The 22924-nt window shown below is 72.0% G+C and carries 22 protein-coding genes; 4 read left to right on the plus strand and 18 right to left on the minus strand.

What is annotated here, in order from left to right; all coding sequences use genetic code 11:
- Positions 1-48: 48 nt before the first annotated feature.
- The 11 genes from deoC to ACFU5G_RS11410 form a co-directional block, all read right to left on the minus strand.
- Entirely contained in the window at positions 49-795 is a 747-nt protein-coding gene (deoC, locus tag ACFU5G_RS11360; protein WP_121385507.1) for a deoxyribose-phosphate aldolase, read from the minus strand.
- Positions 792-1907: an adenosine deaminase gene (locus ACFU5G_RS11365; protein WP_377243886.1), complete on the minus strand. Its 1116-nt coding sequence runs from the start codon at positions 1905-1907 to the stop codon at positions 792-794. Before ACFU5G_RS11365 ends, deoC begins: the two co-directional genes overlap by 4 nt.
- A 20-nt stretch (positions 1908-1927) precedes the next feature.
- Entirely contained in the window at positions 1928-2845 is a 918-nt protein-coding gene (locus ACFU5G_RS11370) for a hypothetical protein (RefSeq protein ID WP_377243889.1), read from the minus strand.
- Positions 2846-2941: 96 nt separating this feature from the next.
- The gene (locus ACFU5G_RS11375) at positions 2942-4321 is read right to left on the minus strand and encodes a thymidine phosphorylase (RefSeq protein ID WP_377243892.1); all 1380 of its coding nucleotides are present in this window, start codon (positions 4319-4321) and stop codon (positions 2942-2944) included.
- Positions 4318-4764 (minus strand): cytidine deaminase, encoded by a 447-nt coding sequence (locus ACFU5G_RS11380; protein WP_377243895.1) that lies wholly within the window; start codon positions 4762-4764, stop codon positions 4318-4320. Before ACFU5G_RS11380 ends, ACFU5G_RS11375 begins: the two co-directional genes overlap by 4 nt.
- A 2-nt stretch (positions 4765-4766) precedes the next feature.
- On the minus strand, positions 4767-6062 hold the full coding sequence (locus ACFU5G_RS11385) for an ABC transporter permease (RefSeq protein WP_377243898.1): 1296 nt from the start codon (positions 6060-6062) through the stop codon (positions 4767-4769).
- Positions 6059-7411, minus strand: a complete 1353-nt coding sequence (locus ACFU5G_RS11390) for an ABC transporter permease (RefSeq protein WP_377243901.1) — start codon at positions 7409-7411, stop codon at positions 6059-6061. Before ACFU5G_RS11390 ends, ACFU5G_RS11385 begins: the two co-directional genes overlap by 4 nt.
- Positions 7408-8931, minus strand: coding sequence for an ABC transporter ATP-binding protein (locus tag ACFU5G_RS11395; RefSeq protein ID WP_377243904.1), 1524 nt, complete (start codon positions 8929-8931; stop codon positions 7408-7410). The genes ACFU5G_RS11390 and ACFU5G_RS11395 overlap by 4 nt, the downstream gene beginning before the upstream one ends.
- 145 nt (positions 8932-9076) lie before the next feature.
- Positions 9077-10159: a BMP family protein gene (locus ACFU5G_RS11400; RefSeq protein ID WP_377243907.1), complete on the minus strand. Its 1083-nt coding sequence runs from the start codon at positions 10157-10159 to the stop codon at positions 9077-9079.
- A gap of 154 nt (positions 10160-10313) precedes the next feature.
- A complete protein-coding gene (locus ACFU5G_RS11405; RefSeq protein WP_377243910.1) occupies positions 10314-11543 on the minus strand; it encodes an amidohydrolase in 1230 nt (409 codons plus the stop codon).
- Between the two features lie 161 nt (positions 11544-11704).
- Positions 11705-12838 (minus strand): mannose-1-phosphate guanylyltransferase, encoded by a 1134-nt coding sequence (locus ACFU5G_RS11410; RefSeq protein ID WP_377243913.1) that lies wholly within the window; start codon positions 12836-12838, stop codon positions 11705-11707.
- 270 nt (positions 12839-13108) lie between these two features.
- On the opposite strand from ACFU5G_RS11410, the gene sdhC reads away from it, so the two are divergent.
- From sdhC to ACFU5G_RS11430, 4 genes are all read left to right on the plus strand, one after another.
- Entirely contained in the window at positions 13109-13492 is a 384-nt protein-coding gene (gene sdhC / locus ACFU5G_RS11415) for a succinate dehydrogenase, cytochrome b556 subunit (RefSeq protein WP_084467637.1), read from the plus strand.
- Positions 13492-13956, plus strand: coding sequence for a succinate dehydrogenase hydrophobic membrane anchor subunit (locus ACFU5G_RS11420; protein ID WP_377243916.1), 465 nt, complete (start codon positions 13492-13494; stop codon positions 13954-13956). Before sdhC ends, ACFU5G_RS11420 begins: the two co-directional genes overlap by 1 nt.
- Before the next feature lie 74 nt (positions 13957-14030).
- A complete protein-coding gene (sdhA, locus tag ACFU5G_RS11425) occupies positions 14031-15863 on the plus strand; it encodes a succinate dehydrogenase flavoprotein subunit (RefSeq protein WP_377243919.1) in 1833 nt (610 codons plus the stop codon).
- Positions 15863-16621 (plus strand): succinate dehydrogenase iron-sulfur subunit, encoded by a 759-nt coding sequence (locus ACFU5G_RS11430; protein ID WP_377243921.1) that lies wholly within the window; start codon positions 15863-15865, stop codon positions 16619-16621. The genes sdhA and ACFU5G_RS11430 overlap by 1 nt, the downstream gene beginning before the upstream one ends.
- Before the next feature lie 39 nt (positions 16622-16660).
- On the opposite strand, the gene ACFU5G_RS11435 is transcribed toward ACFU5G_RS11430, so the two are convergent.
- The 7 genes from ACFU5G_RS11435 to sigE all read right to left on the minus strand — a co-directional run bounded on the left by ACFU5G_RS11435 (position 16661) and on the right by sigE (position 22783).
- Complete coding sequence (locus ACFU5G_RS11435) at positions 16661-17554, minus strand: YihY/virulence factor BrkB family protein (RefSeq protein ID WP_377243924.1); 894 nt, start codon at positions 17552-17554, stop codon at positions 16661-16663.
- Between the two features lie 99 nt (positions 17555-17653).
- Positions 17654-18196: a 2'-5' RNA ligase family protein gene (locus ACFU5G_RS11440; protein WP_377243927.1), complete on the minus strand. Its 543-nt coding sequence runs from the start codon at positions 18194-18196 to the stop codon at positions 17654-17656.
- Positions 18193-19266 carry a tryptophan--tRNA ligase gene (gene trpS, locus ACFU5G_RS11445; RefSeq protein ID WP_377243930.1) on the minus strand — a complete coding sequence of 358 codons (1074 nt, stop codon included), beginning with the start codon at positions 19264-19266 and terminating at the stop codon, positions 18193-18195. The genes ACFU5G_RS11440 and trpS overlap by 4 nt, the downstream gene beginning before the upstream one ends.
- A 40-nt stretch (positions 19267-19306) precedes the next feature.
- On the minus strand, positions 19307-19693 hold the full coding sequence (locus ACFU5G_RS11450) for a twin-arginine translocase TatA/TatE family subunit (protein ID WP_377243933.1): 387 nt from the start codon (positions 19691-19693) through the stop codon (positions 19307-19309).
- Between the two features lie 56 nt (positions 19694-19749).
- Entirely contained in the window at positions 19750-21246 is a 1497-nt protein-coding gene (locus ACFU5G_RS11455; protein WP_377243936.1) for a trypsin-like peptidase domain-containing protein, read from the minus strand.
- Positions 21243-22181 carry a zf-HC2 domain-containing protein gene (locus ACFU5G_RS11460; protein ID WP_377243939.1) on the minus strand — a complete coding sequence of 313 codons (939 nt, stop codon included), beginning with the start codon at positions 22179-22181 and terminating at the stop codon, positions 21243-21245. Before ACFU5G_RS11460 ends, ACFU5G_RS11455 begins: the two co-directional genes overlap by 4 nt.
- Positions 22178-22783, minus strand: coding sequence for an RNA polymerase sigma factor SigE (gene sigE / locus ACFU5G_RS11465; protein ID WP_377243942.1), 606 nt, complete (start codon positions 22781-22783; stop codon positions 22178-22180). Before sigE ends, ACFU5G_RS11460 begins: the two co-directional genes overlap by 4 nt.
- Between the last annotated feature and the right edge of the window lie 141 nt (positions 22784-22924).

A 22924-nucleotide genomic window follows, 5' to 3' on the forward strand; every position in this document is an offset into this window, starting at 1 on the left:
TGTCGAGACCTGGGTCTCGACAAGCTCGACCAGCGGGGCCCGGGTGCGTCAGTAGGTGTCGGTCGACGCCGGCGCCGGGGCGTCCTGGTCGAAGCCCGCCAGGACCGAGGCCGTGCCCGACAGCCCCAGGCGGGTGGCGCCGGCCTCGATCATCGCGAGTGCCGTCTCCAGGTCCCGGATGCCGCCGGAGGCCTTGACCCCGAGGCTGCCGCCGCCCACCGCACCGACGGTGCGGGCCATGAGCGAGACGGCGTGCACGGAGGCACCGCCGGCCGGGTGGAAGCCCGTGGACGTCTTGACGAAGTCGGCTCCGGCGGCCTCGGCCGCCTTGCAGGCGCCGACGATCTGCTCGTCCGTGAGCGCGGCGGACTCGATGATCACCTTGAGCACGCGGCCGGGCTGGACGGCGCCGCGGACGGCGGCGATGTCGGCCTCGACGACGTCGAACCGGCCGGCGCGGGCGGTGCCGACGTCGATCACCATGTCGACCTCGTCGGCGTCGTCGGCGACGGAACGGGCGGCCTCGAACGCCTTGACGTCGCTCATGTGCTTGCCCGACGGGAACCCGCAGACCGTGGCGACGGCGAGCCGCCCGGCGGCGACCTCCACCGCGAGCGAGACGAACGAGGGCGAGACGCACACCGAGTAGACGCCGAGCTCGGCGCCCTCCTCGACGAGGGCCGCGACGTCGGCGGCCGTGGCCTCCGGCTTGAGCAGCGTGTGGTCCACGAACGCGGCGAGGGCCGCCTTGTCACGCGGCACGAGGATGTGCGGCGCGGGGGTCGATGCGGTCATACGAGGGCACCTTCTACTTTCTGAAATCCGGGGAGGATGACCTGGTCCACGAGGTCGCGACGCTCGTCGTGGTGGATGAACGCGCCCCAGGCGGCGGTGACGGTCACGTCCGCCAGGTCGTCGACCGTCCAGCCGGCCTCGTCGACGAGGAGCTTCATCTCGTGGGTCATCGAGGTGCGGGACATGAGGCGGTTGTCCGTGTTGAGCGTGACGGCGAAGTCCAGCTCCTTGAGGCGGGTGATCGGGTGCGCCGCGATCGAGCCGGCGACGCCCGTCTGGAGGTTCGACACGGGGCACAGCTCGAGCGGGATCTGGTGGTCGCGCACCCAGTGCGCCAGGCGGCCGAGGTCCGCGGCCTGGTCGCCGTCGGTGGCGAACGCGATGTCGTCGATGATCCGCGCGCCGTGGCCCAGGCGGTCGGCCTGCCCGAGGTGCACGGCCTGCCCGATGGAGTCGAGGCCGGCGGCCTCGCCGGCGTGGATGGTCACGGGCACGTCGTGCTCGGCGAGGAAGCGCCAGATGCCGAGGTGCCGCGACGGCAGGAACCCGTCCTCCGGCCCGGCGATGTCGAACCCGACGACGCCCCGGTCGCGGTAGGTGACGGCGAGGTCGGCGATCTCGTGCCAGCGGTCCGCCTGCCGCATCGCGCCGACGATCTGGCCCACCCGGATGATGTGGCCCTCGGCCGCAGCGGCCGCGATGCCGTCGTCGATCCCGGCCTGGACGGCCTCGACCGCCGCACCGAGCGACAGGCCGCCGGCCAGGTGCTGCTCCGGCGCCCAGCGCTGCTCCGCGTAGACGACGCCGTCGGCGGCGAGGTCGAGCACCGCCTCGCGGGCGACGCGGGCCAGGTTGTCGGCCGTCTGCATGACGGCGATGGTGTGCTCGAACGTCTCGATGTACCGCACGAGCGAGCCGGAGTCGGCCGCGTCGCGGAACCAGGCGGCCAGCGAGTCGGCGTCGCCGGCGGGCAGCTCGTGCCCGGCGGCGTCGGCTAGCTCGAGGACGGTCTGCGGTCGCAGGCCGCCGTCGAGGTGGTCGTGGAGCAGTACCTTGGGCAGGGCGCGGAGGAGCGCCTCGCCGGGGCGGGCCCCGGGGTCTTGCGTGGTCATGCTGACAACCTACCGTCCCGTCAGTGGGCTTCCATCGTCGCCCCGGCGTCGCCGGTCTGCCACCGCCCCACCCGTTCGGGCAGCACCACCCAGGCCACGTGCGGCCAGCCGCCGAGCCCGGCGGTCAGCGCCTTGCGCACGCGCGCGGCGGTGCGGTCGACCGCGGTCTGCTGCACCTCGCCGTCCGCGGCCGGGAAGGACGGCGGGTCGAGCAGCGCGGAGACGGGGACGGTGTGCAGGCCCGCCCCGGACGGCTCGTAGAGGACGGCGTTGCCCTCGTCACCCTCGCCGTCGGCCAGGGTGAGCAGCACCACGTGGCGCGGGACGGCGGTCTCCCAGCCGCCCGCGACGTCGCCGCCGGTGTACAGCGGCACCGGGATCCCCGCGCGGGCGGCGGCGACCGCCGCCTCCAGCAGGGCTCGGGAGCCGCCGACGCGGTGGGTGTAGCGCACCCCGCCGTAGCTCGCGAACCGCGCGGCGCCCCACGGGGGCGTGCCGTAGGTGCGCGGCCAGCCCGCCACGACCAGCCCGTGCCGGTTCGTGGCCGCCTGGATCGCGTGCTGGAGCCGCGCGAACCGCGCCGCCGGGTCGTCCGCCGCGAGCCGCAGCGCCGCCCGGGGGTCCCCGGCCAGCCCGAGCATCGCCAGCACGGCCGAACCGCACGTGGTCTCGTCCACCTGCACCGCCGCGGCGGCGGTGCCGTCGAGCGAGGGCAGGTTCAGCCGCCGCGGGAAGCCGACCGTGCCGGTGCCGCGCTCGCGCGCCAGCGGGTCCAGCACGGACCGCGCGGCGCGCGACGCCGCCGACTCCAGCCGGCGTTCGACGTCGTCCGGGATCACCGGGCGCTCGAAGCGGCCCGACGGCGGCACGTCAGGAACGGGCCCGGCGAATGCACGCATCGCACCGAGCAGGGACGAAAGGCGCAATGTCGACTGCACGTTCGTCAGGCTAAGCCGACGTCACGCGACTCGCCGGTCCGCCACGCTGAAGAACGGTGCCAGCCCGCTTCCGGTGGGTGAAAACTACCTCCCACCTCAGACGATGCGGTCCAGCACCACCGATCCCTCGGCCGCCAGGGCGGCGCCGACGAGGGCTCCCGCACCGAGGTCCATGCTCGCCAGCGCACCGGCGGCGCCCGAGAGCGCCCCACCCAGCACGCCGTCGCCCGCGGGGTCCACCGACCAGCCGCCGTCGAGGGCCGCGCGGGCCCGCGCGAACCGCTCCGGGGTGTCGGTGTGCAGCGTCATCAGGGGCTGCCCGGCGGAGACCTGCTCGCCCGGCTTCACGTGGATCTCGATGCCGGCCGCGGCCTGGACCGCGTCCTCCTTGCGGGCCCGGCCCGCGCCCAGCCGCCGGACCGCCACGCCCACGGCGTACGCGTCGAGCGAGGTGAGCACGCCGGACTCGGTGGCCACGACCGTCTCGGTCTCCTTGGCGACCGGCAGCGGCGCGTCCACGTCACCGCCCTGCGCGGCGATCATGGCCCGCCACCTGTCCATGGCGCGGCCGTCGGCCAGCGCGGCCCGCACGTCGTCCTCCGACCGGGGCCGGTCCGCCGCGGCGAGCATCTCCACGGCGAGCGCGACGGTCAGGTCGACGACGTCGGCCGGGCCGCCGCCGGCCAGCACCTCCAGCGACTCGCGGACCTCGAGCGCGTTGCCCGCGGTGCGGCCCAGGGGCACGGACATGTCCGTGACGAGGGCGACGGTGCGCACCCCGGCGTCGGTCCCGAGGTCGACCATGGTGCGCGCGAGCTCGCGCGCGTCGTCCAGGGTCTTCATGAAGGCGCCCGAGCCGACCTTGACGTCGAGCACCAGCGCGCCGGTGCCCTCGGCGATCTTCTTCGACATGATCGAGCTCGCGATGAGCGGGATCGCCTCGACGGTGGCCGTGACGTCGCGCAGCGCGTACAGCTTGCGGTCGGCGGGGGCCAGCCCGGAGCCCGCCGCGCAGATGACGGCGCCCACGTCCTCGAGCTGCGCCATCATCTCGGCGTTGCTCAGCGCGGCCCGCCAGCCCGGGATGGCCTCCAGCTTGTCGAGCGTGCCGCCCGTGTGGCCCAGGCCGCGGCCCGAGAGCTGCGGCACGGCCACGTCGAACACCGCGACCAGCGGCGCGAGCGGCAGCGTGATCTTGTCGCCCACGCCGCCGGTGGAGTGCTTGTCCGCCGTCGGCCGCGAGAGCGCGGAGAACGACATGCGCTCGCCGGTCCGGATCATCGCGGCGGTCCACCGGGAGATCTCCTGGCGGGTCATCCCGTTGAGCAGGATCGCCATGGTCAGCGCGGACATCTGCTCGTCGGCCACGACACCACGGGTGTAGGCGTCGACCAGCCAGTCGACCTGCTCGTCGGTGAGGGACTCGCTGTCGCGCTTGACCCGGATCAGGTCTACCGCGTCGAAGGGTTCGGTCATCGTGCTGCCTCCCGCACATGGTCCAGGTCGCCCGGCCCGAAGGCCTGGGGCAGTACTTCCGTCATCGGCTGGATGCCCAGCGGGGTGTCCACCAGCAGCTCGGCGCCGCCGTGCTCCCACAGGAGCTGGCGGCACCGGCCGCAGGGCATGATCGTCTCGCCGAGCGAGTTCACGCAGGTGAACGCGGCCAGCCGGCCGCCGCCCGACATGATCAGGGCGCTGACCAGCGAGCACTCCGCGCACAGGGTGACCCCGTACGCCGCGTTCTCGATGTTGGCGCCCGTGAGCAGGCGGCCGTCGGCGGCGAAGGCCGCGGCGCCCACCTTGAAGTCGGAGTACGGCGCATAGGCGTGCTCGACCGCCTCGCGGGCCGCGGCCCGCAGGCCGGCCCAGTCCACGTCGGTGTCGGGGCGCGCGGGATCGACGGAGTTCACGTCCACCATCCTCACCCCTTGATGTACGGCTCGCCCGACGCGGCCGGCGGGCGCGAGCGCCCCACCAGGCCGGCCACGGCGAGCAGGGTGACCACGTACGGGATCATCAGCATGAACTGGCTCGGCACCGGGGAGCCGACCACGGAGAGCACGTTCTGCAGGTTCGACGCGAAGCCGAACAGCAGGCCCGCGAACGCCGCGCGCACCGGGTCCCACTTGCCGAAGATGACCGCCGCGAGGGCGATGTAGCCGGCGCCGCCGGTCATGTTCTCGCCGAACTGGCTGAGCTGGACCGTGGTGTAGAACGCGCCGCCCAGGCCCGCGACGGCACCGGCGACGAGCACCGCGTTGTACCGGGTGCGGACCACGTCGATGCCGACGGTGTCCGCCGCCTTCGGGTGCTCGCCCACGGCCCGCAGGCGCAGGCCCCAGCGGGTGCGGTTCAGGGTGTACCAGACGGTCGGCACGGCGATGAACATCAGGTAGATGAGCAGCGGCTGGTCGAACAGGACCGGGCCGAGCACCGGGATGTCCGACAGCACCGGGATCGGGATCGACTGGAACCGCGTGGTCGAGTTCAGCGTCTCCGCGCTGGGCACGAGCACCTGCGAGTACAGGAAGCTGGTCAGCCCGACGACGAGCACGTTGAGCACCACACCGACGATCACCTGGTTCACGTGGTAGGTGATGGCGAACACGCCGAGCACGAGCGCCACCAGGGCGCCCGCGGCCACGGCCGCGACCAGGCCGGCCACCGCGCTGTTGGTGATCGACGAGACGATCGCCGCAGTGAACGCCGCGCCGAGCAGCTGCGCCTCGATCGCGATGTTCACCACGCCCGCGCGCTCGCCGATCACGCCGCCGAGGGCGCCGTAGACGAACGGCACGGACCACAGCACGGCGCCGCCGAGCAGGCCCACGATCGACAGGTCGCGAGGGCTGCCCGCGCCGGCCCAGGCCAGGAAGCCGAGCAGGCCGGCCAGGGAGAAGAGCACGACGAGCCAGACCGACGTACGGCGCCCGCGCGCGGTGAGCACGAAGGCCACGGCCGTCACGGCGAGCATGACCGCGCCGCACACCCACGCGAACACCGCGGCGGGCAGCACGATCACCGGGATCTGGAAGAAGTCCCCGCGCTGCGAGAGCAGGAACCGGGTGTCGCCCGCGTGCGGCACCGCGACGAGCAGCAGCGCGTACAGGACGGTCACGGTGAGCAGCACGCCCGCCGTCTTCCACGACACGACCGTGACGGTGCGCGTGGTCTCCGACAGCGGCGCGTCGAGCTGGGTGGTGGGGTCGGCGCTCACGCGGCTGCCTCCTTCTGGTTCCGGGCCGCCTTGGGCTTCTTCGGTGCCCGACGCCGGTTGGGGTCCGGCAGCCGGAAGATCGCGCGCACCAGCGGCGGCGCGGCGATGAACAGCACGATGAGCGACTGCACCACGAGCACGATGTCGCTCGGGACGCCCTCGGCGGCCTGCATGGTGGTGCCGCCCGCCTTGAACGCGCCGAACAGGATGCCGGCCGCGAGCACGCCCCACGGGTTGGACCCGCCGAGCAGGGCGACGGTGATGGCGTCGAACCCGATGCCGGCGTCGATGTCGGAGCTGAACCCGGTGGTGACGCCGCCCAGCACCTGCGAGGCGCCGGCGAGGCCGACCAGGCCACCGGCCACGAGCATCACGTTGATGGTGGCGCGCCCGGTGTCGATGCCGGCCACCCGCGCGGCGCGCGGGTTCTCGCCGACGGCGCGGAACGCGAAGCCGGTGGACGAGCGGTTGAGCAGCCACCACACGCCGACGACGGCCAGCAGCGCCAGGACGAAGCCCCAGGTCAGGTTGAACCGGTCGCCCAGCAGCGTCGGGAGCTGCGCCGACTCGGGCGTCGGCGGCGTCTTCGGGTTGGACGAGCCGGGCGCCTGCAGCAGCCCCGGCGTCGCCAGGAAGTAGGAGATCAGGTAGAACGCGACGTAGTTGAGCATGATCGTGACGATCACCTCGTGCGCCCCGGTGCGGGCCTTGAGCACGCCCGCGATCCCGGCCCACACCGCGCCCGCCGCGATGCCGGCCACGATGGCCAGCAGCAGGTGCAGCGGGAACGGCACCCCGCTGACGCCGAAACCGACCCAGCCGGCCGCGGCCGCGGCCACGAGCATCTGCCCCTGGCCACCGATGTTGAACAGGCCGGCCCGGAACGCCAGCGCCACGCCGAGGCCCGCCGCGATGAGCGGGGTCGCGTAGCTGAGGGTTTCCGTGAGCGGCCGGATCGCGGTGACGAAGTCCGGCGCCTGCAGGTTGACCACGGAGCCGCGGAACAGCGCGGAGTACGCGCCGCCGACCGCCTGCCCGATCGCGACGAAGGTGTCGACGGGCCGCGCGAAGAAGTACACCGCGGCTGCCTTCACCTCCTCGTCGGTGAAGACGATCATGATGGAGCCCGCCAGCACGGCGAGCAGGACGGCGCCCACGGACACGGTCCACGGGCTCGTCATCGTCTGCTGCAGCGCCTTGGCCAGGCGGCTCTCCGTGTCGGGCAGGTCCTCGCCGGCCGGGCCGCCGAGCTCGCGGGCCCGCTCCTGCTCCAGCTCCTCGGCGGTGCCGGGGTCGAGGCCCGGCTCCTGCTCGGGGTTGTTCCCCGGGCTCGATTCGGGCGCGCTCACGCGACCTCTCCCTTCGCGTCCTCCGGCGAGATCCCCGCCATCATCAGGCCCAGCACGTCACGCGGGGTGTCCGCGGGCACGATGCCCACGACCTTGCCGCGGTACATCACCATGATGCGGTCGGCCAGGGCCACCGCCTCGTCCAGCTCGGTGGAGACCACCACGACCGGCACCCCGGCGTCGCGCGTGGCGACGATCCGCTTGTGGATGAACTCGATCGAGCCCACGTCCACGCCGCGCGTCGGCTGCGCCGCGACGAACAGGCGCAGGTCACGCGACAGCTCGCGGGCGAGCACCACCTTCTGCTGGTTGCCGCCCGACAGGCGGCCCACCGGCGTGGTGATGGACTGCGTACGGACGTCGAACTCCGCGACCTTCTCGTCGGCGAACCGGTCGCGGTGCGCCAGCTGCAGCGCGCCCGCCTTCACGAACGGCGGGCCGTCGGTGCGGTCGAGCATGAGGTTCTCGGCGATGGTGAACTCGCCGATCAGGCCGTCGAGCGTGCGGTCCTCGGGCACGAAGCCCACGCCCTCGTCGAGGATCCGGCGCACCGAGCGGCCCACCAGCTCCTTGCCGTCCAGCGCGATGCTGCCGGACACGTCGCCCTGCAGGCCGATCAGGGCCTCGGTGAGCTCGGTCTGGCCGTTGCCCTGGACACCGGCGACCACGAGCACCTCGCCGCCGCGCACCTCGAAGCTGACGTCGTCGACCACCACGGTGCCGGACTCGCTGGTGACCACCAGGTCGGTGACCTTCAGCCCGTTGTCCCGCAGCGTGGGCTCGTCCTTCTGCACGGTCAGCTCGACGGCGCGGCCCACCATCAGGGAGGCGAGCTCGGCGTCGGACGCCGTGGGGTCGGCCTCGCCGACCACCTTGCCGTGCCGGATCACCGTGATCCGGTCGGCCACGGCGCGGACCTCGCGCAGCTTGTGGGTGATGAACACGATCGCGGAGCCCTCGTCGCGCAGCTGGCGCATGATCGCCATCAGCTCGTCGGTCTCCTGCGGGGTGAGCACCGCCGTCGGCTCGTCGAAGACCAGCACGTCCGCGTTCCGCGAGAGCGCCTTGATGATCTCGACGCGCTGCTGGACGCCCACGGGCAGGTCCTCGACCAGCGCGTCGGGGTCCACGTGGAAGCCGAACCGCGCGGAGATCTCCTTCACCTGGACGCGCGCCGCCTCCAGGTCGAGACGTCCGCCGCCGCGGGTCTGCTCGTGGCCGAGCATGACGTTCTCCGCCACGGTGAAGACGGGCACCAGCATGAAGTGCTGGTGCACCATGCCGATGCCGGCGGCCATGGCATCGCCCGGTCCGGCGAAGTTCTGGACCACGTCGTCCAGGAGGATCTCGCCCTCGTCCGCCTCGTACAGGCCGTACAGCACGTTCATCAGGGTGGACTTGCCAGCCCCGTTCTCGCCCAGGAGCGAGTGGATCTCGCCTGGCTGGACGACCAGGTCGATGTGGTCGTTCGCGACGAGCGCGCCGAAGCGCTTGGTGATGCCGCGCAGCTCGAGCCGCATAGGAATCCTTCCCGAAAGGGGTCCTGCTCATGACAGGTCCCGGGGCGCACGGCGCGTGCCGTGCCCCCCGGGACCATCTTGCGTCAAGTCTTGGCCGTCGACCGATCAGCCGTCGAGCGATCAGCCGTCAGCCGTGACCCGCGGGTCACTCGGCCAGGTAGGACTTCACCTTGACGTCCCCGGCGATGATCGACTCCTTGAGGGCCTGGACCTCTTCCCAGAGGGCCGGGTCCACCTTGTCCTCGAAGTTGTGCAGCGGGGCGATGTCCACGCCGCCGTTCTCGAGGGTACCCACGTACGGGGTCGGGTCGAACTCGCCGTTGCCCGAGGCGACGACGGCCTCCTGCGTGGAGACGTCCATCCCCTTGAGGATCGAGGTGAGGACCAGGTCCTGGGTGGTCGGGTCCGACTCGTAGAAGTCGGCGTCCACGCCGACCAGGGCCACGTCCTCGCCGGAGTCGGCGATGGCGTCCATGGCGGACTGGTAGATCGGGCCACCGACCGGCAGGATCACGTCGACGCCCTGGTCGAGGACGTTCTGCGCGGTCTGCTTGGCCGCCGGGTCGGCCGCGAAGCCGCCCGTGAACGAGCCCTTCTTGCCGTCCCAGCCGACGAGCTCGACGTCCTCGCCCTTGGTCTCGTTGTAGTAGTCGATGCCCTGCTTGAAGCCGTCCATGAAGATGGTCACGGTCGGGTAGTCCATGCCACCGAAGGTGCCGACCTTGCCGGCCTCCGAGTAGCCCGCGGCGAGGTAGCCCGCGAGGAACGCGCCCTGCGCCGTGTCGTACAGCAGCGGCTTGATGTTGTCGGCGTCGGCCTTGCCGTCGAAGTCCGCGTCGGCCGCGTCGTCGATGATGATGTAGTCGATGTCGGGGTTCGCGGTCGCCGACTCGACGGTGGTCGCCGACAGCGCGAAGCCCACGGTGACGATGGCGTTGCAGTTCTCGGCGACGAGGGACTCGACGTTGCCCTTGTACTCGCTCTCGGAGGTCGACTGCACCGAGACGGCCTTGGTGCCGAGCTCCTCGGCCGCGGCGGTGACGCCCTCGAAGCTGAGCTGGTTGAAGCTCTTGTCGTCGAACCCGCCGGCGTCGGACACGATGCAGGGCTTGAAGTCACTGGCGGCGTTGCTCTCGCCACCAGTGGACTCCTCCGGGGCAGCGCCGCACGCCGAGAGCGCGAGCGCCGTTGCTCCCGCAATGGCGGTGAGCCAGACAGCCTTCTTCACTGGTGCTCCTTCGATGATCCAGAGGGCGATGTCTCAGACGGATCTGAGGCCCTATACCGCACCGAGGGTAGCCAGCGCATCTGGCATTTCGCGTTTCGAGACGGTAACCGGAGTAAGTCGTTACCGAAGCGTCATCGACAGCAACACTTCTCGCTCAGGAGGCGGCGAACTGCGCGAGTGTCCTTACGCCGACGCCGATCGCCCGCTCGTCCACGACCAGGTCGCCCTGGTGCAGGTCGTAGGTGCGGCCACCCGGCGTGCGCACGCCGAGCCGCGCCATGGTGCCCGGGACCTTGCGCAGGTACCACGCGAAGTCCTCGCCGCCCATGGACTGCTCGGTGAGCTGCACGGCGTCGGGGCCGACGGCGTCGCGGATCGCGGCCTCCAGGTCCCCGGTCGCCTCGGCCTCGTTCTCGACGGGCGGCACGCCGTGCGTCACGGTCACCGAGATGTCCACCTGGTAGGGGGCCACGACCTGCTCGACCGCCTCGCGCACCAGCTCGCCGGCCTTCTCCCACGCGCGCACGTCGAGGCAGCGCAGCGTGCCCTTCAGGATGCCGCTGGACGGGATCGCGTTCGGCGTGGAGCCGGCCTGCACCGCGCCCCAGGTGAGGTTCACGCCCGAGCGCGGGTCCAGGCGCCGGCCCAGGACGGCCGGCGTCTGCGTGATGACCTGGCCGAGCGCGAAGACGACGTCGCCGGTGAGGTGGGGGCGCGAGGTGTGGCCGCCGGGCGACGAGATGGTCACCATGACCGAGTCGCTCGCGGAGGTGATGGGGCCGATGCGGGTGCCCACGTGGCCGACGTCGAACTTCGGGTCGCAGTGCAGCGCGGCCATGCGGTCCACGCCGTCGAGCTCGGACGTCTTGTTGATGATGTCCTCCGCGCCGCCGGGGAAGACCTCCTCGGCGGGCTGGAAGAAGAGCCGGACGCCGCGGCGCAGCCGCCCCTCCTCCTGCAGGCGCGCCAGCACCAGGCCGGCGCCGAGCACCACGGTCGTGTGCACGTCGTGCCCGCAGGCGTGCGCGACGCCGGGGCGGGTCGAGGCGAACTCCACGCCGCTCGTCTCGTGCAGCGGGAGGGCGTCGAGGTCGGCGCGCAGGCCCACCCGGCCCTCGCCGGCGGGCCCGTGATCGGGGCCGATGTCGCAGACCAGGCCGGTGCCCGTCGGCAGCGGCCGCGGGTCCAGCCCGGCAGCGCGCAGGCGGTCGACCAGCAGCGCGGTGGTGCGGATCTCCTGGCGGGAGAGCTCCGGGTGGCGGTGCACGTCCCGGCGGAACGCGACCAGCTCGGCGTCGAACCCGTCCGCGAGCTCGCTCACGCGGGCCGCCAGCGCCGCGACGACGTCCGTCGCGTTCCCCCCGGGCACGTCCCCGACCGGCATCTGATCGTGCGAAACGATCTGATCGAAATCGGCAAGACTGACGGGCTGCTGGGTCGGGTTCACGCCTCTCACGGTAGCGCTGTCCGCCTCGCGAGACACGACAGCGCGGCATCCGTCCCACGATACGGACAACTATGAGACATCGGGGAAAGATCCTTGATTCAGAGCAGGTCTTCCCTGCCCCGTTCGCGTACCGCGGCCACCACCTCCTTGACCTGCTGCGCCCGGGCGCGCGTGGTCACCAGCAGTGCGTCGGGCGTGTCCACGACGACGACGTCGTCCAGCCCCAGCACGGTCACGAGCCGGCCCGACGCCGGGACCACCACGGAGCCCGCGCTCTCGATGCGCAGCACGTCGCTCGGGTCGCCGAGCACCTTGGCGCCGCGGTCGTCGTCGGACGGCAGCAGCACGGCGAGCGAGTTGTAGTCGCCGACGTCGTCCCAGCCGAACGTGCCCGGCACGACGGCGACCCCGCCCGTCTCGGCGACCGGCTCGGCCACCGCGTGGTCGATCGCGATCTTCTCCAGGCCCGGCCAGACCTCCGCGAGCACCGCCGCGCGGCGCGGGGTGTCCCACGCGTCGGCCACGGTGCGCAGGCCGTCGTGCAGCGCGGGCCGCTGCTCGGCGAGGTGCCCCAGCAGCACGGACGTGAGCGAGACGAACATGCCCGCGTTCCAGCGGTACTCGCCCGAGGCGAGGTAGGCGCGCGCGGTGGCGGCGTCCGGCTTCTCCGTGAACCCGCGCACGTGCAGCGTGTGCGGGGCGCCGTCGACGCCGAGCGGCTCGCCCGAGCGCACGTACCCGAACGCGGTCGACGGCCGCGAGGCGGCGATGCCCACGGTCGTCACGTAGCCGGCGCGCGCGGCGGACACGGCCTCGCGGACCGCCAGCTCGAACGCGCGCGTCCCGTGGATCACGTGGTCGGCCGCGAACGAGCCGATCACCACGTCGCCGTGCCGCTTCTCCAGGACGGCCGCCGCCAGCCCGATCGCCGCCATCGACTCGCGCGGCGAGGGCTCGGCGAGCACCGCGTCGTCGGACAGGCCCGGGAGCTGGGCGCGGCACGCGTCCACGTGCTGCTCGCCGGTGACCAGCACGACGCCGTCCGGCCCCGCGAGCGGGCGCAGCCGGCGCTCGGTGGCCTGGAGCAGGGACTGGCCCGATCCCACGAGGTCGTGCAGGAACTTGGGCTCCCCGCCCCGCGAGAGCGGCCACAGCCGCGTGCCGGACCCGCCGGCTGGTACCACTGCGAAGAAGTCGTCGATCGGGGACGATAGGGCGGCGGCCGAAGTCATGCCCCGCAGGATGTCAGCCGGACCGTGTTCCCGCAGCCAAAACTCGCCAGAATCCGGGCGAACCCTGGCTGATCTCAGGGGCAGGTCCTGGCAGCAACGCACGAGCAACCTGACGGGTGCCCGAAGCCACGACATCTCCCCTGTGGGATCAGTCACAAATGCCGTGTCTTGATGCCCGCGAGGGCTGCCGGGCGGCGATCGAGGCGACCAGTTGTCATTACAGTGGGGACCAGCCACCCCCCAGCCGGACAGCCATAGGAGGCTACCGAAGTGCCCACCGCACCAGCAGGCACGTTGTACCGCGGCCGTGAAGGCATGTGGTCATGGGTCGCGCACCGCGTGACCGGCGTGCTGATCTTCTTCTTCTTGCTCGTGCACGTGCTCGACACAGCCCTGGTGCGCGTGTCCCCCGAGGCGTACAACGCAGCGATCGGCACGTACCAGACCCCGATCATGGGGCTCGGCGAGGCCGGGCTCGTGGCAGCGATCGTCTTCCATGCCTTCAACGGCATCCGCATCCTGCTGGTGGACTTCTGGGCCAAGGGCCCGAAGTACCAGAAGGTGATGCTGTGGGTCGTCGTCGGTCTGTTCGTCGTGACGATGGCGGGCTTCCTGCCGCGGCACCTCATCAACGTCTTCACCGGGGGTCACTGATGGCACACGGAACCGCCGCGGTGGCGAAGGTCGACTCCCCGCGCTCGCCGTACGCACGCCGCAAGACGACGCGTGGCAACTACGAGCTGTACTCCTGGGTCTTCATGCGGGCCTCGGGCGTGGTGCTCCTGGTCCTCATCTTCGGTCACCTCTTCGTGAACCTGATGATCGGCGAGGGCGTGCACGCCATCGACTTCGCCTTCGTGGGCGGCAAGTGGTCCAACCCGATGTGGCAGGTCTGGGACCTGCTGATGCTGTGGCTCGCCATGATCCACGGCACCAACGGGGTGCGCACCATCATCAACGACTACGCCACCAAGGACGTCACCCGCGGCATCCTCAAGGGCCTGCTCTTCCTGGCGTTCACCGTCGTGGTCGTGCTGGGCACCCTGGTCATCTTCACGTTCGACGCGTGCCCGCCGGACGCTCCCGCAGAGCTGCTCGCCTCCTTCTGCACGGCCTGAGCAGCGCGCGCCGCAGCACCGGCACCACCCCCAGCCCCACACTCCGAACCTCATAGCAGGAGGCATCGAGCCCGATGCAGACCCATCAGTACGACGTCGTGATCGTCGGCGCCGGCGGCGCAGGTATGCGAGCCGCCCTGGAGTCGTCGAAGGAGGCCCGCACCGCGGTGATCTCCAAGCTGTACCCCACCCGCTCCCACACCGGTGCCGCCCAGGGCGGCATGGCCGCGGCCCTCGCCAACGTCGAGGACGACAACTGGGAATGGCACACCTTCGACACCGTCAAGGGCGGCGACTACCTCGTCGACCAGGACGCGGCCGAGATCCTCGCGAAGGAAGCCATCGAGTCGGTCCTCGACCTGGAGCGGATGGGCCTCCCGTTCAACCGCACCCCCGAGGGCAAGATCGACCAGCGCCGGTTCGGCGGGCACACCCGGGACCACGGCCAGTCCGCCGTGCGCCGCGCGTGCTACGCCGCCGACCGCACCGGTCACATGATCCTCCAGACGCTCTACCAGAACTGCGTGAAGCAGGACGTCGAGTTCTTCAACGAGTTCTACGTGCTGGACCTCATCACCGACCACGACCTCACCACCGAGGAGATCGCGGACGGCGAGGAGGTCAACGCCACCGGCGTCGTCGCCTACGACCTCGCGACCGGCGAGATCCACGTGTTCCAGGCCAAGTCGATCATCTTCGCCACCGGCGGTGCCGGGAAGATCTTCAAGACGACCTCCAACGCGCACACCCTGACCGGTGACGGCATGGCCCTGGCGTACCGCCGCGGCCTGCCGCTGGAGGACATGGAGTTCTTCCAGTTCCACCCGACAGGCCTGGCCGGCCTGGGCATCCTCCTGTCGGAGGCGGCCCGCGGCGAGGGCGGTATCCTGCGCAACTCCGAGGGCGAGCGCTTCATGGAGCGCTACGCCCCCACCATCAAGGACCTCGCGCCGCGCGACATCGTGGCCCGGTCGATGGCGAACGAGGTCCGCGAGGGCCGGGGCGCCGGGCCGAACAAGGACTACGTGCTGCTCGACCTGACGCACCTGGAGCCGGCGCACATCGACGCCAAGCTCCCGGACATCACCGAGTTCGCGCGCACCTACCTCGGCATCGAGCCCTACACCGAGCCGGTCCCCGTGTACCCCACGGCGCACTACGCCATGGGCGGCGTGCCGACCAACATCAAGGGCGAGGTGCTCCGCGACGGCGTCAACGTCGTCAAGGGCCTCTACGCCGCCGGTGAGGTCGCCTGCGTGTCGGTGCACGGCTCCAACCGCCTGGGCACCAACTCGCTGCTGGACATCAACGTGTTCGGCAAGCGGTCCGGCCGCGCCGCCGCGGAGTACGCCAAGACGGCGTCGTTCCACGAGCTGCCGGAGGACCCGACGGTCCGGGTCGTGGAGCAGCTCGACGAGATGCGCAACCGGCCCGACGGCGAGCGGATCGCGGACATCCGCAAGGCGCTGCAGGAGACCATGGACCTCAACGCCCAGGTGTTCCGCACGGGCGACTCGCTGAACGCGGCCCTGGCCGACATCCGCGAGCTGCAGAAGCGCTACCGCAACGCGTCCGTCCAGGACAAGGGCAAGCTCTTCAACACGGACCTCCTGGAGGCCATCGAGCTGGGCTTCCTGCTCGACATCGCCGAGGTCACCGTGGTCGCCGCGATCAACCGCAAGGAGTCGCGCGGCGGTCACTACCGTGAGGACTTCCCCAACCGCGACGACGCCAACTACATGCTGCACACCATGGCCTACCGGCGCCCCACCGCGGCGTCCGACCAGGCCGAGGGTCACGTGGAGGGCTACTTCGACCACGTCGAGGAGTTCGACGGCTACAAGGTCGTCCTGGGCTCCAAGCCCGTTGTCCAGACCCGGTACGAGCCGATGGAGCGTAAGTACTGATGACTGCCACACTCGAAGCCGCCGCACCGTCCCCCGCGGGCGAGATCCCGTCGTTCACGGTCACGCTGCGGATCCGGCGGTTCAACCCCGAGGTGTCCGAGGAGGCCACCTGGGAGGACTTCACCGTCGAGGCGCACGGCACCGACCGCATCCTCGACGCCCTGCACAAGATCAAGTGGGACGAGGACGGCTCGCTCACGTTCCGCCGCTCCTGCGCGCACGGCGTGTGCGGCTCGGACGCGATGCGGATCAACGGCCGCAACCGCCTGGCCTGCAAGACGCTCCTGAAGGACGTCAACCCCGACAAGCCGATCACGGTCGAGCCCATCAAGGGCCTGCCCGTCGTGAAGGACCTCGTGGTCGACATGGAGCCGTTCTTCGCCTCCTACCGCGAGATCATGCCGTTCCTCATCACCACCGGGAACGAGCCCTCCAAGGAGCGCTACCAGTCCCCCGAGGACCGCGCGAAGTTCGACGACACCACCAAGTGCATCCTGTGCGCCGCGTGCACGTCGTCCTGCCCGGTCTTCTGGACCGACGGCCAGTACTTCGGCCCGGCCGCGATCGTGAACGCGCACCGCTTCATCTTCGACAGCCGTGACGAGGGTGGCTCGCAGCGCCTGGAGATCCTCAACGACAAGGAGGGCGTGTGGCGCTGCCGCACGACCTTCAACTGCACCGAGGCCTGCCCGCGCGGCATCGAGGTCACGAAGGCCATCCAGGAGGTCAAGCGCGCGATGATCACGCGCGCCTTCTGATCCTCTCGGGAGAACGGGGCGGCATGGGACCTGCGGGTCCTATGCCGCCCCGTCCTCGTTCCCGGCGGGCGGCGGGTCGGCCATCCAGGCGCAGGCCATGAGCAGCACCCTGGCCAGCAGGTTGACCAGCACCAGGATGGTCACCACCACCGCGAACGACGCCAGCAGGGCGTTGCGGGCGGCGGCGTTCGAGATCACCTCGGTGCCGAGGTAGCGCAGCGCGCCGGCGACGACGCCCACCGCGAGCGAGCCGTACATCAGCTCCCGCCAGTCGGACCGGACGCTGCCCACGTACCGCACGACGGCGGCCACGACGACCGCGTCCAGCGCCAGGGTCACCAGCGCGCCGCCCGCGCGCACCGCGAAAGACACCGCGCCGCCGTCCAGCCCGAGGCTCTCCAGGGTCCAAGGCACGGCCGCCGAGACCGCCACGCTGGCGGCCGCGGTGACCAGCACGCCGACGCCGAGCAGCACGAAGCCCAGGAGCTGCCGCAGGCGGTCGGTGACGGGGTTGCCGTGGCCGTTCGTCTCCCCGAACATGGCCCGCACCGACGTGCGCAGGGCGCCCATGAAGTTCGTGGCGGACCACAGCAGCACCAGGGCGGCGACGACCGAGGTCCAGCTCAGGCCGGTGGAGATCACGAGGTCGGCCGGCGACAGCACGCCGCCGTGGCCGGTGTCGACGAGCCCCGGCACCCACGTGTCGATCTGGTCCAGCACCGCGACGCGCAGGTCGGCATCGCCGCCGAGCACCCGCACGAACACCGTGTAGCCGATCGCGAGGGCCGCGAACAGCGAGAACAGCGCGGCGTAGGCCATGCCGCCGCTGAGCACGGCGCCGTTCGCCGTGTTGAACCGGGCCACCGCGCGGCCGGGCCGGGTCGCCTCCCAGCGCGCCCAGAGCGCCTGCCCCCGCTCGATCAACCGCTTCACCCGGGAAGAGTAGACGGCGACCGGCGAACCGGCCCTGTCAGGCGCGCGGGTGTGTCGTGCGGGCCGTGGACCCGGGCAGGCGGGGCGGCGGCGTCCGGGTCAGACCCGGCCGAGCTGGAAGGCCGCCTGGGGCCGCCAGATCCCGTCGTCGCCGTGCTCGTACTGGTAGAACCGGTCGACGTCGAACTCCGCGGAGTAGTCCGCCATGGCCTCGAAGGCCTTGTCGAGGTCGGCGTCCGCCACCTCGTGCGCGATGGTCACGTGCGGGTGGTAGTTGAACCGCAGGTCCCCGTCGAGGATCCCGGAGCGGACGCTCGCCTCGAGCCGCTCGCACTCCGCGATGCCCTGCGCCAGGGCCACGAACACCACGGGCGAGACGGGCCGGAACGTGGCCGTGCCCCGCAGCCGCACCGTGAAGGGCGACGCGGCGGCCGCCACGGTCGCCAGGTGATCGCGCGCCTCGGCGAGCTGCCCGAGGTCGATCAGCGTGGGCCCCAGCAGCGTGATGTGCGGGGGGATGAAGTTCGCGAGCGGGTCGTCGGCAGCCACCCGCGCCGCGCTGAGCTGCGCGGCGTAGGGCTCCGGGATCTCGATCGCGATCCCGATGCGGACCTGGCCGGGTCCACGCTCGGGCAGGTTCACCGGGTGCCTCGGACGGGGAGCAGCCCGAACCGTTCGTACAGCCGGTCCAGGACGGGTCGGGCGATGGCGCGGGCCCGGTCGGCGCCGTCGGCCAGCACGCGGTCGAGCTCGGCCGGGTCGGCCAGGTAGGTGTTGGCGCGGGCCTGGAACGGCTCGAGGAAGGCGACGACGGCGTCGGCCAGGTCCACCTTGAGGTAGCCGTAGCCGCGGCCGTCGTACTCCTTGGCGATCTCGTCGATGTCGCGGCCGGTCACGGCCGAGAAGATCGTCAGCAGGTTCGAGATGCCCGGCTTCTCGGCCGGGTCGAAGCGCACGCCGTACGCCTCGTCGGCGTCGGTCACGGCCGACTTGATGGCCTTGACCGCCTTCTTCGGGTCCTCCAGCAGCCAGACGACGCCCTTGCCGCCCGTGCTGGACTTGCTCATCTTGGCGCTCGGGTCCTGCAGGTCCTGGATCTTGGCCACGGCCTTGACGATGTGCGCGTCCGGCACGACGGCGGTGCCCTCGCCGAAGCGGGTGTTCAGGCGCTCCGCGAGGTCCCGGGTGAGCTCCAGGTGCTGACGCTGGTCCTCGCCCACGGGGACCAGGCCGGCGTCGTACAGCAGGATGTCGGCCGCCATGAGCACGGGGTAGGTGAAGAGCCCGACCGTGGTGCCCTCGCTGCCCTGCTTGGCGGACTTGTCCTTGAACTGCGTCATCCGGCCGGCCTCGCCGAAGCCGGTCTGGCAGCTCAGCAGCCACGCCAGCTCGGCGTGGGCAGCGACGTGCGACTGCACGAAGAGGATGGACCGCTCCGGGTCGATGCCGCCCGCCAGGTACTGCGCGGCCGTGCGCCGGGTGCGCTCGCGCAGCAGCGCCGGGTCGGGGTTGACCGTCAGCGCGTGCAGGTCCACGACGCAGTAGAGCGCGTCGTAGGAGTCCTGCAGCGCGATCCACTGGGACAACGCACCGATGTAGTTGCCCAGGTGGAGGGAACCGTCGGTGGGCTGCATCCCGGAGAAGATGCGCTTCCGGGTGGGGACGTCGGCCACAGCAGCTGGTTCCGGCGCGGTCGAGGTGAAGGACGACATGGCCCACATTCTGGCAGGTCCGTCCACGCTCACCGAATCCTCAGGTCGCTTCGTCGTCGTACGGTGCCTTCCCGGGTTCCGCGGCCGGGCCGGCCGACGTCGCTGACATGCCGTTCCGTGCCGCCACGCCGTCCGCTGCCTGCGCGGCGGCGGACCGCGAGTACTCCGACGGGCTGTCGTCCAGCAGGGCGTCCCGCACGATCTTGCGCGGGTCGTACTGGCGCGGGTCGAGCTTGGACCAGTCCACGTCGCTGAACTCCGGCCCGAGCTCGTCGTCGACCCGCGCCTTCGCGTTCTGGAGCAGGTCGCGGCCACGGCGCACCATCGCGCCGAGCTGTTCCGCATAGGTGGGCAGCCGCTCAGGGCCGATGACGAGCATCGCGATCACGATGATGATCACGAACTCCCAGCCGTTGATACCGAACACGGGTCAGAGCCTACTCGCGTCGCGGGACAGCCCGGAGAACGCCGGATGAACCCCGTTCACTGGCCGCTCGACCGCTCTTCGAGCACCACGCGGACCTCGCGCTCGTTCTTGCCGGACCGCACCTGGAGCGTCACCGGGTCGCCCGGGGCCTTGGCGCGGATCGCGACGATCAGCTCGTCCGCGACCGACACGGGCCGGCCGTCCACGGAGAGGATCACGTCGCCCGGCTTGATGCCTGCCTGGTCGGCAGGACCGTCCGGCGTCACGGCGGGCGTGCCCTGCTGCGGCTCCTGGGACACCTGGACGCCCTCGCCCTGGTAGGCCGGGTCGAGCAGGACGCCGATGATCGGGAACGTCGCCGAGCCCGTCTCGATGAGCTGCTCGGCCGTGTGCCGGGCCTGGTTGGACGGGATGGCGAAGCCGAGGCCGATGTTGCCGGTGGCCGTGGTTGTGCCCGGCCCCTGCGCGATGGCCGAGTTGATGCCGATGACCTCGCCCGCCGAGTTCACGAGCGGGCCGCCGGAGTTGCCGGGGTTGATCGCGGCGTCCGTCTGGATGGCGTCGATGAACGCCGCCTCCGCGGACTCGCCCGCCTTCACGGGGCGGTGCAGCGCGCTGACGATGCCCGTGGTGACCGTGGCCTCCAGGCCGAGCGGCGAGCCGACGGCGAGCACGGAGTCGCCCACCACGACGTCGTCGGAGTCGCCCAGCACGAGCGGCTCCAGGCCGGTCTCGTCGACCCGGATGACGGCCAGGTCGTAGTCCGGCGTGGCCCCCACGAGCTCGGCGGGCTGCTCGTGCCCGTCGGAGAACGTCACGGTCACGTCGGCCCCGGAGGCCGCCTCGGCGACCACGTGGTTGTTCGTGAGGATGTAGCCCTCGGACTTGAGGATCATGCCCGACCCGGTCGCCACGCCCTGCGGGGCGCGCACCTCGATCGAGACCACGCTCGGCAGCGCGGCCGCGGCGATCGCGGCGACCGAGCCCTCGGGACGCTCCACCTGGGTGGTCCCCGCGGCGTGCTGCGGCAGCGCGGCGTCCGCCGGGCGCGCCGCGGTGCGGGAGTCCAGCAGCGCGTACGCGCCCACCCCGCCGGCCGCGCCGGCGAGCAGGCCGAGCAGCACGACGGCGGACACCGTGCCCGCGCCGAGCCGGCCGCGGCGCGACCGGGGCGGCTGCGCGGTGCCGTAGGGCCCGGGGTCGTGCGCGGTACCGGGGTGCCCGGCCGCGGAGTCGTGTCCCGGGGCGTGCGAGCCGGACTCGTGGGAGCCGGACCCGTGGGACCCCGGCTCGTGGGCACCGGCGGCCGACGGCGCCGGCAGCGTGGTCAGGTAGCCCGTCGTCGAAAGCTGTGCGGTGGGCCGGTCGGCGGGCCGCGCCGGAAGCTGCTGGGTCGGGTGCTGCTGCGCCGACGTCGTCTCTGCCGGCCGCTCGGCCGGCGCTCCCCCGGGCGCGGGTTCGGGCGTGCTCCCCGGGGCCGGGACCGCCGGCTCGTTCGCGGGGGGCACTGCTGCGCGCGGTGTGGGGGGCGCGAACGGGTTCTCGTCGGTCATGGGCTTTCGATGGCTCCTGTCACGGTGTGCCACCCGCGGGCGATGCGGGGCAGGACCCCGGCATCGTAGCCATGCTCACCGAAGGACGCCACGAGCTCGGTCAGTACCTCCTCGGGCGCGTCGGCGACCACGTCGACCACCATGTCGTCGGACTGCCATGCCACGTGTGCGGGTTCCGTGGCGAGCACCTGCACGCCGCCCACCGTGGTGCCGCTCCGGGCCAGCTGGCCGGCCCGCTCGCGGACCACCGCGTGCCCGGAGGGACCGGTCAGGTCGATCTCCAGGGTCTGGCCCTCGTCGCCCACCAGCCGCATGGCCGAGACCGAGTAGCCGTCGGGCAGGTCGGCGGGTGCCACCCAGCCGTTGTCCGCGACCCAGTCGAGCGCGGCGGGCGTCACCTGGTCGGCGTCGACATCGAGGCCGGCCAGCACGTCCTGGCCCGCCGCCGCGGCGTCGGGCCCGGTGCGGCCGAGCATCGTCATGCTGGTCTGCGCCGAGAGCTGCGGGGAGACCACGGGCACGTCGCCGAGCGTGAACAGGGCCAGGCCCAGCACGCCCGCGCCGCCCACGCCGAGGGCGGTGATCCGGGCGGCCCGGCGGCGGCGCGCCGGACGGTCGATCCGGCCGTCGAAGCCGTCGAACGCCGAGGCCGACCACACCGGCGCGGCCAGCGGGTCCGGGCCCAGGAACGGGCGGCGCAGCGGGTCCTCGTCGGTGGGCGGGATGCTCGCCTGGAGCGCCATCAGCCGGGCCGTGAGGGCCGGGTCGGGCATCACGTCGGCGGCGGACGAGAGCGCGCGGCGGGCCGCGCGGGCGGTGTCGAGCTCGCGGGCGCACAGCCGGCACATCGTCACGTGGGCCAGGGCGCGCTCCGTGTCCGCGGGCGAGAGCTGCCCGTCAGCCAGCGCGCTGACGAGGTCGCCCAGGTGGCTCATCGCACGCCGCCGCGCGTCGGGGCCAGGTGCTCCAGCGCGTCGCGGAGCTGGGCACGGGCACGGTGGATACGGGAGCGGACGGTGCCGAGCTTGACGCCCAGGGTCACGGCGATCTCCTCGTAGCTCAGTCCCTCGATGTCGCACAGCACCACCGCGGCGCGGTACTCGGGGCGCAGGGCGTCGAGCGCCTTCTGCACGTCCTGGTCCAGGTTGGCGTGCTCGTAGCCGCGCTCCGGGCGGCCGAAGTCACCGGTGTCGGCGACGTGGCCGTCGTCGTCACCCATCGCCTCCATGCGGATGCGCTTCTTGCGGCGCGCCTGGTCCAGGAACAGGTTGGTCGTGATGCGGTGGAGCCAGCCCTCGAACGTGCCCGGGGTGTAGCTCGACAGCGAGCGGAAAACCCGGATGAACGTCTCCTGGGTCAGGTCCTCGGCGTCCTGCTTGTTACCGGTCAGCCGGTAGGCGAGCCGGTAGACGCGTGCGGAGTGCTCCCGCACGATCGCTTCCCAGGTCGGCGGCTGCCAGGGCAGGTCGGCGGCGCCGGCCCCGGAGGGTGCCGACGCGGATGCGTCTGCTGCTGGTCGAGTGCTCACGGAAGTCATCGTCCTCTCAACGTACGTCAAAGCCCAGGCGTTCCCACGGGCTGTACCCTGACGCCGCACGTGATGTACACAACTGCCCGGTTCAGCGGAGGAAGCCATCAGCACAGCGGAGCCATCAGGCCACGGCAAGGTCGCGGCCTG

The organism is Promicromonospora sp. NPDC057488 (assembly GCF_042802395.1).
In the GTDB taxonomy this organism is placed as follows: Bacteria; Actinomycetota; Actinomycetes; order Actinomycetales; family Cellulomonadaceae; genus Promicromonospora.